This is a genomic window from Photobacterium sp. DNB22_13_2 (assembly GCF_052873915.1).
Window position 1 is genome coordinate 138,499 of the sequence record NZ_JBNNXU010000004.1, and the last position, 12,784, is coordinate 151,282.

Sequence of the window (12,784 nt, forward strand, 5' to 3'; positions counted from 1 at the left end):
GTTGCCGCAAACAAAGACCCAAATCGTGCCGGGAATTAATTTCCCGGCACGACTAAAACTGAACAAACTGGATGCAGTGCTAATCCTACTAATTGTCGCGGCTGTTGGTTGGCTTTGGTACCGTTCATCCGCAGGAATTCATTATCAATGGAACTGGGATAAGGCTTTTACTCTCGTAATGACACCTGGTCGCAACGGCGAACTCCCATACTTCTTTCAAGGACTGTTGGCGACATTGCGCCTCAGCCTATGGGGTATTGTTTTTGCCGGTTTACTCGGCTTGATGCTGGGTTTAGCCCGCCGTTCACCATGGTTCTTCTTAAGGCTTCCAGCACAGGCCTATATTCAGCTGGTGAGAAATATCCCACCACTGGTGTTTGTATTTATCTTCTACTTTTTCATTTCAAGCCAGTTGGTCCCAGCCCTGGGTTTAGAAAGCGTATTGAGAAATACCCCTACCGAAATCAGCTCTTGGCAATCCTTTTTATTTGGTCCCGCCAAGCTGTGGGAAAACCTATTCTCAGGGATCCTATGTGTGGGACTTATTGCAGCAGCTTATATCGCTGAAATCGTTCGATCTGGGATCGATGCGATTGCCAAGGGACAGTGGGAAGCCGCTGATTCGCTCGGCCTGTCTCGATTAGACAGATTCAGGTTTATCATTTTCCCACAGGCTTTGAGTGGTATCGTACCGCCACTGGCAGGTCAGTTCATTTCTTTGGTTAAAGATTCATCCATTATCTCGCTGATTTCCATTCAGGAGTTAACCTTTGTTGGCAGTGAAATTGCCAATTCATCGGGTCTAATCTTCGAAATTTGGCTGTTGGTTGGTGTGGGTTATCTCACCCTGTGCTTTGGTCTCTCAGTACTATTCAGTTATCTTGAAAAGCACTCTCAAAAGCATCACCTGATAAGATAACCGATACGAAAAATACGTATCAGACATCAGTTAATATGGGTCGTGTAAAACTAACTGAAGCTAACTGATAAACAAAAGGGAGCTGACTTATGGCTCCCTCTTTATTTGAAACACACTGAGCTTTCTGTTGTGTAACTCTCGGTCTCCAATGTGCTCCATCCCTATTTTTTTCATTACCTGGCGTGCTGACATATTGCGAATGCAGGTAAAACCGATAATGCTGTGAAAACCGGCCTCGCGAAAGCCATATTCTAAAATCGCCCGACCGATTTCAGTAGCATACCCCTGATGCCAATGGTCCTCACAAATCACCCATTCAATTTCAGCGGTTGATTCATTATCACCATAGGGGTGCAATCCCACTCGGCCAATCAGGGTGTCGCAGTCAGATAAAATTAGCGGGCAGTTAAAGTAACCACTGCGACCATTACCCATTGATAGATCAACATGAAATTTTTGTAACTCATGCCTCGCCTTTTCTTCAGACCAAGGTTCCTCTTCCGTAAAGGTATGAACTGATTGATTGGACATTATCCGGTATAAACCAGCAAGATCGTCTTCATCCCAGGGTCTGGTATAAAGACGTTGAGTTTTAATACTCGGCGACACATCTAAAATCATACTCATCCCTCTTATCAGAGCCTAGCTCATACCTTGCCCTAGGCTCAGTGACTAACAAAAGAAGAAGTTATCTCCCCTTCTTGCCAAATTGTTCTGACCATTCCGGCCACAACGTTTCGAAATCCATATACTCCTCGAGCATATCTGCAACTCGATCTATGCCTTGCTCACGGAGCAAATCAAAATCCGGCGAACACGTTGAAGCTAAACCAGCCCATTTTAAAATAGCATCACAGGCTTCTTGTTGCTCAAAAATACCGTGTAAGTAAGTACCAAACACCTGATTATCAATGCCAAACTTACCGTCTTTGTTACCCGCTAGACAAATTGGCGCATCTTGATCAACCCCTCCTGTCACGCCAGCATGGATTTCATAGCCTCTGACAGGAACACTGTCTTGTTCTGGCATTGTTAGGTTGCCTGCCACTTGCTTCAGCTGTTTATGAGGGGCCAATACTGTCGAAACCGATAAATACCCCAGCCCTCTGCTGGTGCCCGGCTCACCTTCAATACCATCGAGGTCAGTAATGGATTCACCCAGCATCTGATAACCACCACAAATACCCATCACCTTACCGCCTAAGCGAAGATGACGGGCGATTTGTTGGTCCCAACCTTGCTCCCTAAGGTAGTCCAAATCACTACGAACACTTTTAGTCCCTGGAATAATAATAAGATCAGATGGCGGAATTTGCTGCCCTTTACCGATAAATTGCATATTTACTTGCGGGTGCATGCGCAAAGGATCAAAGTCAGTATGGTTGCTAACACGGGTTAACACAGGTACCGACACCCTTAATTGATCACCGTCTGCATCCACCTGCTGTACGTCAATCGCATCCTCTGCTTCCAGCATCAGGCCGTGCAGATAAGGTAGAACACCCAATACTGGCTTACCGGTTTTTTGCTCCAGCCATTCCAGGCCATTCTCCAACAATTTGATATCACCGCGGAACCGGTTGATCACAAAACCTTTTACCCTTGCTTGCTCGCTTTCTGATAGTAAGGCTAATGTGCCATAAAGGTGCGCAAATACGCCGCCACGGTCGATATCTGCCACAATGATCACCGGTACATCAGCCTCTTCAGCAAATCCCATATTGGCAACATCATTTTCACGCAAGTTAATCTCGGCTGGACTGCCAGCCCCTTCGATAATAACGGTTTGGTATTCTTGCTGAAGAATATCGAAAGACTCCATGATCGGACCTAGCACCACTTTTTTATAGTTGTGGTAACCCACCGCATCCATATCAGCCAAGGCCTTACCCTGAACGATGACCTGCGCACCAATATCGGTATTCGGTTTTAACAATACCGGGTTCATGTGTACCGTCGGCTCAATCTTTGCCGCCTGCGCCTGTACCGCTTGTGCACGGCCTATCTCACCACCATCTTTAGTTACCGCACTGTTTAGCGCCATATTTTGCGATTTGAAAGGGGCTACTTTAATGTTTTTTCGAGCCAGCACCCGACACAGACCTGCGGCCAAAACACTTTTACCCGCATCAGAAGTCGTACCCTGAACCATTAAGGCTTTTGTTGTTGATTGCATTTTTCTCACTCAATACTGCTGCTCTACTGGCCACTGGATCTGTGGCCAATGCATTCCATTTTCATCTGTTGTTACCGTGACACGGTAACGCGCTGCATAAGGTAAATCGATACGGTGGAGGTAATTGGTGTTTTCGGGCATCTCCAATAGAATCCGCATCAGTTGTTTCATCACTCCAGCATGAGTCACGAGTAATATTTTCTGGCCTAAATAGTTATCTAATAAAAGATCCCATGCTTGTTGAATCCGACGATCAAACGCTTTCAGCGTTTCCCCACCATGTGGCGTCGATAACCATGGGTTCTGCCAATAGGTTTCTAACAACGAGCGGTGTTGTTGCCACAGGCTATCGTGACTTTGTCCATCCCAGTCCCCGAAATTCATTTCCTTCCAGTGACTAAAATGCTGACAAGGTAAGGCGAACTGCTGGGCAAATTGATTGGCAAACTCACTACATCGTTGTAAAGGAGAAGCAATCACCTGTTCGATATCGTCGAGCCCTTTTACGGCACTCGACATTTGTGACAGACCTGTCGGGGTGATCGGAAAGTCAGTATGCCCCCTCAAACAACCGTGCCCTTCAGGTAGGCCATGACGTAAAATATCAATTCTTGTCTTTATACATTCAGCCATCACGCTCCCTTCAAAAGTTGTGGGATCCCTGCCGTTACAAAAGTGACTCGATCAACTTGTGCTGCGATGGCTTGGTGCAGCCAACCACTTTCATCGACAAAACGTCTCGACATTTCGCCCATAGGCACAATCCCCTGCCCGACTTCATTACTGACTAAGATAACATCCCCTTCTACCTTTTTTAGGACATCAAGAAGTTCAGCCTTATGCTGTTGCCAGTCAATACTGGAATCCTTATTGAATAAGCAATTAGTTAGCCACAGGGTCAAGCAATCAACTAATAAACAGTTGTCGGGTGTCGATGATTCAATAATGGCGTGAGCTAAAGCGGTTGGTTCTTCAACGACAGTCCACTCGTATGGACGGTCTTGCCGATGGCGCTCAATACGCTCAGCCATCTCTTCATCTTCCGCAGTTGCTGTCGCGATATAGGTGACAGCCTTTCCATTTATTTGGGCGATAGATTCGGCGTAACGACTTTTGCCCGATCGCGCTCCACCCAGTACCAACTCAATTGCCATTCATTAACCTTTATCCATTATCACAATGAAAACATGACGTTTTTTCGTTACCATGGTAACTAATCTTATCATTATAACGCTCATTTCAACTTACAATACTATGTTTCATCTTAATGACCTATGGCCAGATGGCCTTGTTTGGCTACTTCTTGCCAGCACCGTAATATCGTTATTCTTGAAACCAAAAATGTGGCCTGCTTTACTATGCCTGACGGCAGTAGCCGCACTATTTTTTTCTCGCATTTCTCCCCTAGCCCTTGGGGTTGTCCTCATTGGACACGTCGTTGCCAAGCAGAGTCAACGTCTAACGGGGGCTTACAAGACGATTTGTCATGGTTTCGTCATTATCTGGGCTGTAGCCTTAGCACTTCATCAGGTCCCCGGTTTTAGCAACCTCTTGGTACTCGACAAAGCCTTCTCCGGTTCAAACAGCATTCCATTTACAATGTATTTAAATTTGGACAAACCGCTGATTGTCTTCGGGCTACTTCTGCTTGTCCCGAGTATGCTCAAACAAACTACTGCGATAACAAAACCGCAATTAACTATTCTTGCCCTGCTGTTTGTTGCGCTTCCTTTCGTTGCCTGGAGCACTGGGGTTGTTAAACCTGAAATTTCGCTACCCACTTGGACTTGGGTCTTTATCATCAACAACTTGTTGTTTACCTGCGTTGCTGAAGAAGCACTGTTCCGGGGCTATATCCAACAACGCTTGATCGAGCAATTTAATCCAACCGTAGGTATTATTGTTACTAGCCTCCTCTTTGGCTTGGTTCACTTTGCCGGTGGTATTTTGTTTATCGCCCTTGCGACTCTTGCAGGGCTGCTTTATGGACTGACATACTTTTGGACAGGTCGACTAGCATTTGCTGTAGTGGTTCATTTTGCTTTCAACTTGGTACACCTATTGTTTTTCACCTATCCAATGGCAAATTAATTAATATGTACGCAATTTATTTCGATATATGAACCATTTCTGAATAGCCAACTCATCATTAATTCAGAACCAGTGTTGCTTAATAGAGCCATCAACACAGGAGAACGAATTATGATTAAGAACACTATTATCGCTATCGCCACTGCCGCTATCATTCTACCAACAGCCGCTTTTGCTGGAGACCATAACAAAAATGAAAGTGCGTTGAATTACTCAGGCCCAGTAGAGACGGTAAGCGTTGCTGAGTTGCTGAATGATACGAGTATGTTTACCGAGAAAAAAGCGATTGTCGAAGGTACGCTGATTAAACAAATCAATGCCGACACTTTCATTTTCAGCGATGGCACTAAAGAAATCCAAGTTGAAATTGACGACGATATCAACATGCCAGCAGCCATCAATGCCACAACAAGACTACGTCTCTATGGTGAATATGAAGGTGGCAATAGCCCAGAGATTGAAGTTGACCGCCTTCAGCTACTTTAAAGCAAGCATTCTTTCGATCTGAGCATTGTCAGCATCCCAAACGCACGGTATAGCCAATCGGCATAACCTTAGGTTATGCCGTTTTTGGCTATTTGTCGTACAAGAGAGCATCAACACCCCAACCAATACGTGACATGAGTCACAATATTTTATCTTGAATATTTATCCTTAAACTCATAATCAATAACTTAAATTCGCCCTAAGTCTTAATTTTACAAAGCGTCACACATCGGAGCAAAGTCTTAGAGAGGCCCGTGTTATAATGCCTGCTGAAAAAAAAAATGAGTCGATACATGTCAGATACTTTGTTGTTTCATAAAACTTACCATCACCCAACCAGTAAAGATTGGGTTGTATTTGTTCATGGTGCCGGAGGTAGTTCATCTATCTGGTTCAAGCAGATAAAAGCCTACAAGCAGCATTTCAACCTACTTCTTCTCGATCTAAGAGGGCACGGTCGCTCAAACAACATGTTTCAGGACATGATCAAAAACCCGTACACATTTAAAACTGTGACGGCTGACATCGTACACGTGTTAAATCACCTTAAAATCCAATCAGCACATTTCGTTGGGATTTCACTCGGTACGATTATTATTCGCAGCTTGGCTGAATTGGCACCAGAAAGAGTGAAAACCATGGTACTTGGTGGTGCGGTTACACGCCTGAATACACGTTCTCAGGTGTTAATTTCAGCGGGCAATATGTGCAAGCATATCATCCCTTATATGTGGCTGTACAAGTTGTTTGCCTACGTGGTTATGCCGCAGAGAACGCAAAAAGAATCGCGCTTGATGTTTGTAAACGACGCTAAGAAGCTATGTCAAAAAGAATTCAAACGTTGGTTTAAACTGGCAACAGACGTCAATCCATTAATGAAATGTTTCAAGGAAAAAGAGCTTCCTATACCGACACTTTATTTAATGGGAGGCAATGACTATATGTTCATCAAGCCAGTAAAAGAAATGGTTGATAAACACGAGCATAGCTACCTGACTGAATTCGAAAACTGTGGTCACGTTTGTAATGTTGAACGCCCTGACGAGTTCAACCAGCACTCTATTGAGTTTATTCAACGCCATACGATGGCTGCATAGAGCTCAATAAAATCAAAGATTTGAACATTCAAAAAAGGCCAGTCATATGACTGGCCTTTTTATATTTCAAGGCGGCAATGAAATCAATTCAAAGTCAGCATTGTTATTTTGATACCGCCACAAGCGCTTGTGCCAAGTAACCCAAATGCTGCTCTTGCAAGCCTGCGATATTAATACGGCCATCACCTACCGCATAAATGGCATAGTCATCACGCAGACGACCAATTTGCTCAGGTGACAAACCCGTTACCGAGAACATCCCTTTATGCTGTTGAATAAAATCAAATTGATCTGTTCCTAACGCCTGAACTTCAGACACTAGCCCTGCACGCAATGCTAACAAGCGTTGCTGCATTTCATTCAACTCTTTTTTCCATGTTTGCGTCAGGGACGTATCATTGAGGATCGTCGATACCAAAGCTGCACCATGGTCTGGCGGCATGGTGTAGGTTGAGCGAGCGAGGTTAAGAATTCGTCCTTTCGCTTTTTGTGCTTCCTGTAGGGTTTCACCAACCAAAATTGCAGCACCAGTACGCTCTCGGTACAAGCCAAAATTCTTCGAGCAGGATGTCGCAATTACCATCTCTTCGATGTTATCAGCCATATATTGCAAACCTGCAGCATCTTGGTCTAACCCATCGCCAAAACCTTGATAAGCAATATCAACAAATGGCATGAAGCCGTTTTTGCTGGCCAACTCGGTTATAGCCTGCCAATCAGAAAAAGTAATATCAGCCCCAGTTGGGTTATGGCAGCAACCATGTAGTAATACCACATCTTTGGGTCCTGCTTTGGCCAATTCTTGCAACATTGCTTCGCTGTTTACCTGTTTTGTTGAAGTATCGAAGTATGGGTAGTATCGAACCTTCAGCCCTGCAGCTTCCATCACGGGCTTGTGGTTTACATAGCTTGGATTAGAGATCCAAACCGTAGTTTCAGGCTCTGCAAGATGAATTAAGTCAGCCAACATACGCAACGCACCACTGGCACCAGGGGTTTGTACTGCAGCCGCTCTTGGCTTGGCGGATGTACCGGTCAAAAGAAGATCCATCATAGATTGATTAAACTGCTCGTTACCTGCAAGGCCAACATATGCCTTCGTTGTCTGGCTCGCCTGTACTTGCTGCTGCGCTAACTGTACCGCCTTCATAATTGGGGTCATCCCCTGGCTATTACGATACACGCCAATGCCAAGATCAACCTTGTTTTCTCGAGGATCATCTCGATATGCAAGAGAAAGCGATAGGATAGGATCTAACTGCGCCTCGGCAAGTTGTTTAAACATGATAAAATTCCGTTTAGTTGTCTTTCATACCTTTCAAGCTACCACTTCAACCTCATTCCGTCATCATGAATTTGCAACATTTTCATTTTCTATAAAATTCAATAATGTGAAGCCCATCGATACCAATTCTTGATCCAGATTAAACCTTTTTAGACTTATATTGCAGACTGGCAATAAACACCTAAATTTAAGGTAGGAAAACTTCGTTTTGTATACTTAATTTGATTGTTACAGATCCAGCACTTTAGTACATGATGGAGGTCAAAATGAAAAACAGAGTCGATGTACGCACCCTGCTCAGTGTTTATGAGAAAATTAAAAGCCAAGGCCAGACCATCGAGTTTGGTAGTCAACTTGATGATATCAAATGTACTGAGTCACCCGACGGCTATAGTGTTAGTCTTGCGGATGATAAAGTCACACTGGATATCAATTTCCACAATACCTATCACTTCCACACCATGAATGAAGATCCTGAGTCGGTGATCAACCAAACTACCACCGAGTTCCATAATAATAACGAAGTGCAAATACAGGAATTTATTGGGAAATTAGAAGAAATCGATAAGAACTATTAAAACACCGACATGCCCTCTTAAGATTGCGCAATTTCCCTTCCCCCTGAAATTGCGCTGTTTTTTTTACTCTCACGATCAGTGAGATTCTGACATCACCCTGACAATATCATGACAGATGCCTAACGTAGGCTGACTAAGATATTTCTATTAATCTTTACCACTGATCAGAAAACGTACAAGCCTATTCAGAATTCATTCACCTTAGCAGAGTTATGCTTTAGGGGAATTCCAAGGGTTCATCAAAATCTAATTGGCAAGCTATCTTGATGGGAATAATGTCATGCAACTACAACAGTTAAAAAACAATCAGGCAGATACCGTTCTTCTCGCATTGGATGAGTGCTACCGTAGGCTGGAAAAAGCCGATATGTCAGCTAAAGACCTTACGCAAGCAGGGTTTACATTAATGTTTAAATCAGCTTATGAATCGCTTGCTAGCCAACAGCATTAATTACGACGACAAGCATTAAAAAAGCTCAAGTTCTTCAACTTGAGCTTTTTTAATGCGAGTGGCATCAATAATCTAGTTTTCCCAATCTCGATTCTGCAGTACAACACGATAACCATCGAGATCTTCAAACGTTTTCCCGACCTGCTCCCAATATGGGTTACTTGACTCAACGACTGAAAAACCAGCATCAATCATTTTTCGACAAGCACGTTCCCAAGCCTGACTGCAATCAACATAAAAAACTAATAAATGTTCATGGCTAGGAGATTGACCCACTACAGAGCCAATCTTGTGAACAAACTCGATATGATATGGGTGATGCTTATGCCCCAGTACGACACCATCAAAACCTTCGTAATCGTCAAATTGCTTCAGTAAATCGAAACCCAGAGCCTGACGGTACATGGCTGCAATTTGGGGTACATTGTCTGTTGGTCTGACCACTCTCAAGGTCGAATCTTGCGGTATCATATTGAAATTTAACTCCATTTAACTTGCTACTGAGGTAGTGTATTCCCCAGCTAAGTCTTATTCAACCACGTTAATAACGACGGCGTACAATTCATGATATAAGTCACATTACTGACATTTCATTCCACGCTGTTTGTTATTGAGTGATTAAGCACAAACGGACACTGAAACCCTAGTAACTGGGGGAAACAAAAAGTGGCATCAACTGCCACTTTTCTAGCTATTTAGTGCCTTAAATCTCCATGTGCTAACAAAGATAAGGCATCAGCAGAATACTTCTGAAAGCTGATGTCGGCCTTTTTGGGAGGGTAAACATACTTAATCACTTTCACAATATATTTTGCGACAACTTCACCTCCGGGGCTTTTCTCATCATACCAAAATGTATCTATATCCTGCTTTTTCCCTATATCCCACTTCATATCAGTACGGACAAACTGATGCTCTGCAGGGATTTGTAATAAATCACGGTACATAATCAGACTCCATTTTTATTTCACTGAAGCCATAATTCCATATTTCATTTATGGGCTTTTCTTCACATGTCACAATTTAAAAAAACAACCAACTACTGACATCACAATCTAAGCCCATACTTAAAATAGGTTTATATTTCTTAGCACCAAAGTGCTTCACCCATATATTTAACCCGCCTTGCAGTGAACAAGCTGTCGCTTATTGGACTCTGCTCGCAGCTCACATCGTGACTTATCCCATAAAAAGCCAGAAGGTACCCGCCCTTTCTCAACAACAAAAAAAGCATCTTCTGTCGGTTCAGTAAGCAGGCCAGATAATGTCTTTTGTTTTAGTTTCGCCCTGCCTTGAGAGTAGAACTGAGCTGAAAATGGTCGCTTATGGATATATATCAATTCACTGTTTTCTTTTTCTACTTGCTGATCCCATTGGGAGAGCAAAACTTTTTCTGACTCTTTACCGGTTAGGTTATAACCCAGTAGTACCGCGGTAAGTACCAGCAAAACAGGCGTTATCAAGCCAAGCTTAAATACTTTATCTGACAGTTTATGCTGGCTATGATACCCCGCGACCAACAAGCCTAACGCAGGCAGACCCGGCATCACATAACTTGGTAATATGTTGCCCGCCATGGTGAACAGCAGCATTGGCGATAGCATCCAGCACCACAGATACCCCATGTAGCCATTGGTAGTTTGCACACCCTCTTCTCCGGGACGGAAGAAGCGTGAGGCCTGATACATTAAAATCGGAGCCCATGGCAGCGCCGCCAAAAACCAAAATAACCAGATAGTACCTCTAACTTCGTCATGTGCCGAACCGTATAAGTCGCCCTCCCATCCACTAACAACGAAGCGCTTAATGTGCTCACCAATAATAAAATAGTTCAAGAAACCTGGGCTTTTCCATTCCGCTAGAAGGTACCATGGTAATGAAATGATCAGGAATACAACGATACCCCCTTTCCAAGGTAAACAACTCGGAATGCAGCGCCACCTTTGCTCTTGAGCAAGCCACATCACCAGACTGATGCCTACCAGCACCATCGTTAACGGGCCCTTTGCCAGCATGCCAATAGCCAAACCGACAAAGAATATATACCCCCAAATCTTGCTACGTTTCTCCCAACTTAACCAAAAGCTGACCATGCTCAAGGTTACAGCTAATGTCAGGGCGGTATCTGTCATCACCGCACCAGAAATCACGATAAACGCCGTTGTCGTTGAGAGAATAGCGGTCGCTAACCATGCCTCATGCTTGTCGCGTGTTTTGGCTGCCAACAACCATGTGATAGCAAGCACAATGACGCCAACAACAAGATGAGGTACTCGAGCAGCAAATTCATTCACCCCCATCAACTCAAATCCACCTGCGCTAAGCCAGGTAAAGAGTGGCGGTTTCCCCCAAAACGGTACGTTGTAGTCAAACATAGGGGTTACCCAATTCCCTGTTTCAAACATGATCCGAGCCATTTCGCCATATCGTGCTTCGGTGGTATCCATTAATGGGTAGACCCCTAATGTGGCTAACCTGACAAGTACCGTGCCAACAGTAAGTAAAATAGTGAACTGGGTTAATGATAATTTAGATAGTTGACGCTTGCTCATGCCTGTACTTCCTCGGCAGTAAACTCTGGAGCGGAGTGGTTTTCTTCCATCACTACAAATAAAGGCCTCTGTTTGGCTTCAATAAACAAGCGGCCGACATATTCTCCCATCAAGCCAATGGAAAGAAGCTGCACACCACCGACAAGCAATACCACAATCATCATTGATGGATACCCTGCTACAGGGTCTCCCCATATTAACGTTTTAGCTAATACAGCAACCGCTAGAAGCAAAGCAGAGAATGACGTCAATAACCCAGCTCCGGTTGCTATACGTAAAGGACGAGTACTGAATGAAGTGATACCTTCAAATGCCAAATGAATGAGTTTGCGGTAATTCCACTTGGTTTCACCCGCAAGGCGCGGGTCTCGGTCAAATTGAAGTGTGACACGTTTAAAGCCGGGCCAGGCAAACAAGCCTTTCATAAATCGAGTTCGTTCAGGCAACTTGTTCAGTTCATCGATAACACGTCGGTTGATTAAGCGAAAATCTCCAACATTTTCGGGTATCGGCATGTCACTCAATCGGTTAATCACATGATAAAAGGCCGCAGCAGTAAAGCGCTTTAACCATCCCTCACCCAACCGTCGACGACGCTGCATATCAACCACATCGAAACCTGCTTGCCATTGAGCCACCATATCTGAAATCAATTCGGGAGGATCTTGTAAATCCGCATCAATCAGCACAGCAGCTTCTCCTGTTACGGCCTTAAGCCCAGCACTCATCGCGGCCTCTTTACCAAAATTTCGGCTCAGTCTTATGCTTTTAATACTGTGGTACTGACTATCAAGATGGCTTGCAATATCCCAACTATTGTCAGAGCTACCATCATCAACGTAAATGATTTCGCAGAATTTACCCAAACCATCAAGCGCTTCACACACCCGTTTATGGCAAATCTGGAGCACCTCTTCTTCGTTATACATCGGTATGATGACTGACAGGAAAGGTGTTTGTTGCCGGGAGTATGACTGGCGTTCCCGGTGTTGGGACAAAACAGTAATGGAGGACATAGCTAACCTCAGGGATGGCATAACATGATTAATACGTCATAGGTTATTGAAAGCGATGTCAGAAAAAGGTCATTGACTCTTTTTTCACACTACGTTGTGTCATGATAAAGTGTCACATAAAGGTGCTTCCATT

The 12,784-nt window shown here is 44.0% G+C and carries 15 protein-coding genes; 6 read left to right on the forward strand and 9 right to left on the reverse strand.

Going from position 1 to position 12,784, the window contains the following annotated elements; translation table 11 throughout:
* The first annotated feature begins 1 nt into the window (after position 1).
* Positions 2 to 919 (forward strand): amino acid ABC transporter permease, encoded by a 918-nt coding sequence (locus tag ACVA58_RS08125; protein ID WP_446510146.1) that lies wholly within the window; start codon positions 2 to 4, stop codon positions 917 to 919.
* A gap of 87 nt (positions 920 to 1,006) precedes the next feature.
* Here ACVA58_RS08125 and ACVA58_RS08130 read toward each other — a convergent pair whose 3' ends face one another.
* The 4 genes from ACVA58_RS08130 to cobU all read right to left on the reverse strand — a co-directional run bounded on the left by ACVA58_RS08130 (position 1,007) and on the right by cobU (position 4,249).
* Positions 1,007 to 1,540, reverse strand: a complete 534-nt coding sequence (locus tag ACVA58_RS08130; RefSeq protein WP_446509935.1) for a GNAT family N-acetyltransferase — start codon at positions 1,538 to 1,540, stop codon at positions 1,007 to 1,009.
* Positions 1,541 to 1,607: 67 nt separating this feature from the next.
* Positions 1,608 to 3,095, reverse strand: coding sequence for a cobyric acid synthase (locus ACVA58_RS08135; protein ID WP_446509936.1), 1,488 nt, complete (start codon positions 3,093 to 3,095; stop codon positions 1,608 to 1,610).
* 9 nt (positions 3,096 to 3,104) lie between these two features.
* Positions 3,105 to 3,728 (reverse strand): histidine phosphatase family protein, encoded by a 624-nt coding sequence (locus ACVA58_RS08140; protein WP_446509937.1) that lies wholly within the window; start codon positions 3,726 to 3,728, stop codon positions 3,105 to 3,107.
* Complete coding sequence (cobU, locus tag ACVA58_RS08145) at positions 3,728 to 4,249, reverse strand: bifunctional adenosylcobinamide kinase/adenosylcobinamide-phosphate guanylyltransferase (RefSeq protein WP_446509938.1); 522 nt, start codon at positions 4,247 to 4,249, stop codon at positions 3,728 to 3,730. The genes ACVA58_RS08140 and cobU overlap by 1 nt, the downstream gene beginning before the upstream one ends.
* 187 nt (positions 4,250 to 4,436) lie before the next feature.
* On the opposite strand from cobU, the gene ACVA58_RS08150 reads away from it, so the two are divergent.
* The 3 genes from ACVA58_RS08150 (at position 4,437) to ACVA58_RS08160 (ending at position 6,769) form a co-directional block, all read left to right on the forward strand.
* On the forward strand, positions 4,437 to 5,186 hold the full coding sequence (locus ACVA58_RS08150) for a CPBP family intramembrane glutamic endopeptidase (RefSeq protein ID WP_446509939.1): 750 nt from the start codon (positions 4,437 to 4,439) through the stop codon (positions 5,184 to 5,186).
* 114 nt (positions 5,187 to 5,300) lie between these two features.
* Positions 5,301 to 5,672: a YgiW/YdeI family stress tolerance OB fold protein gene (locus ACVA58_RS08155; protein WP_446510147.1), complete on the forward strand. Its 372-nt coding sequence runs from the start codon at positions 5,301 to 5,303 to the stop codon at positions 5,670 to 5,672.
* 293 nt (positions 5,673 to 5,965) lie between these two features.
* A complete protein-coding gene (locus ACVA58_RS08160) occupies positions 5,966 to 6,769 on the forward strand; it encodes an alpha/beta fold hydrolase (RefSeq protein ID WP_446509940.1) in 804 nt (267 codons plus the stop codon).
* Between the two features lie 103 nt (positions 6,770 to 6,872).
* On the opposite strand, the gene ACVA58_RS08165 is transcribed toward ACVA58_RS08160, so the two are convergent.
* The gene (locus tag ACVA58_RS08165) at positions 6,873 to 8,054 is read right to left on the reverse strand and encodes an amino acid aminotransferase (protein WP_446509941.1); all 1,182 of its coding nucleotides are present in this window, start codon (positions 8,052 to 8,054) and stop codon (positions 6,873 to 6,875) included.
* 266 nt (positions 8,055 to 8,320) lie between these two features.
* On the opposite strand from ACVA58_RS08165, the gene ACVA58_RS08170 reads away from it, so the two are divergent.
* Both ACVA58_RS08170 and ACVA58_RS08175 read left to right on the forward strand, forming a co-directional pair.
* Complete coding sequence (locus ACVA58_RS08170; RefSeq protein ID WP_255044914.1) at positions 8,321 to 8,632, forward strand: DUF3081 family protein; 312 nt, start codon at positions 8,321 to 8,323, stop codon at positions 8,630 to 8,632.
* A 280-nt stretch (positions 8,633 to 8,912) separates the two neighbouring features.
* The gene (locus tag ACVA58_RS08175) at positions 8,913 to 9,083 is read left to right on the forward strand and encodes a hypothetical protein (protein WP_446505754.1); all 171 of its coding nucleotides are present in this window, start codon (positions 8,913 to 8,915) and stop codon (positions 9,081 to 9,083) included.
* 72 nt (positions 9,084 to 9,155) lie between these two features.
* On the opposite strand, the gene ACVA58_RS08180 is transcribed toward ACVA58_RS08175, so the two are convergent.
* From ACVA58_RS08180 to ACVA58_RS08195, 4 genes are all read right to left on the reverse strand, one after another.
* A complete protein-coding gene (locus ACVA58_RS08180) occupies positions 9,156 to 9,554 on the reverse strand; it encodes a VOC family protein (protein WP_446509942.1) in 399 nt (132 codons plus the stop codon).
* Positions 9,555 to 9,778: 224 nt separating this feature from the next.
* The gene (locus ACVA58_RS08185; protein ID WP_446509943.1) at positions 9,779 to 10,030 is read right to left on the reverse strand and encodes a hypothetical protein; all 252 of its coding nucleotides are present in this window, start codon (positions 10,028 to 10,030) and stop codon (positions 9,779 to 9,781) included.
* A 168-nt stretch (positions 10,031 to 10,198) separates the two neighbouring features.
* Positions 10,199 to 11,635 carry a phospholipid carrier-dependent glycosyltransferase gene (locus tag ACVA58_RS08190; RefSeq protein WP_446509944.1) on the reverse strand — a complete coding sequence of 479 codons (1,437 nt, stop codon included), beginning with the start codon at positions 11,633 to 11,635 and terminating at the stop codon, positions 10,199 to 10,201.
* Complete coding sequence (locus ACVA58_RS08195) at positions 11,632 to 12,651, reverse strand: glycosyltransferase family 2 protein (RefSeq protein ID WP_446509945.1); 1,020 nt, start codon at positions 12,649 to 12,651, stop codon at positions 11,632 to 11,634. The genes ACVA58_RS08190 and ACVA58_RS08195 overlap by 4 nt, the downstream gene beginning before the upstream one ends.
* Positions 12,652 to 12,784 lie beyond the last annotated feature (133 nt).

Excerpts from the sequence above, each read along its gene's own strand:
- ACVA58_RS08180 (WP_446509942.1), bottom strand. The coding sequence starts at position 9,554 with ATGATACCGCAAGATTCGACCTTGAGAGTGGTCAGACCAACAGACAAT.
- cobU (WP_446509938.1), bottom strand. The coding sequence starts at position 4,249 with ATGGCAATTGAGTTGGTACTGGGTGGAGCGCGATCGGGCAAAAGTCGT.
- ACVA58_RS08160 (WP_446509940.1), top strand. The coding sequence starts at position 5,966 with ATGTCAGATACTTTGTTGTTTCATAAAACTTACCATCACCCAACCAGT.
- ACVA58_RS08165 (WP_446509941.1), bottom strand. The coding sequence starts at position 8,054 with ATGTTTAAACAACTTGCCGAGGCGCAGTTAGATCCTATCCTATCGCTT.
- ACVA58_RS08195 (WP_446509945.1), bottom strand. The coding sequence starts at position 12,651 with ATGTCCTCCATTACTGTTTTGTCCCAACACCGGGAACGCCAGTCATAC.
- ACVA58_RS08185 (WP_446509943.1), bottom strand. The coding sequence starts at position 10,030 with ATGTACCGTGATTTATTACAAATCCCTGCAGAGCATCAGTTTGTCCGT.
- ACVA58_RS08135 (WP_446509936.1), bottom strand. The coding sequence starts at position 3,095 with ATGCAATCAACAACAAAAGCCTTAATGGTTCAGGGTACGACTTCTGAT.
- ACVA58_RS08130 (WP_446509935.1), bottom strand. The coding sequence starts at position 1,540 with ATGATTTTAGATGTGTCGCCGAGTATTAAAACTCAACGTCTTTATACC.
- ACVA58_RS08150 (WP_446509939.1), top strand. The coding sequence starts at position 4,437 with ATGTGGCCTGCTTTACTATGCCTGACGGCAGTAGCCGCACTATTTTTT.
- ACVA58_RS08190 (WP_446509944.1), bottom strand. The coding sequence starts at position 11,635 with ATGAGCAAGCGTCAACTATCTAAATTATCATTAACCCAGTTCACTATT.
- ACVA58_RS08140 (WP_446509937.1), bottom strand. The coding sequence starts at position 3,728 with ATGGCTGAATGTATAAAGACAAGAATTGATATTTTACGTCATGGCCTA.
- ACVA58_RS08175 (WP_446505754.1), top strand. The coding sequence starts at position 8,913 with ATGCAACTACAACAGTTAAAAAACAATCAGGCAGATACCGTTCTTCTC.
- ACVA58_RS08170 (WP_255044914.1), top strand. The coding sequence starts at position 8,321 with ATGAAAAACAGAGTCGATGTACGCACCCTGCTCAGTGTTTATGAGAAA.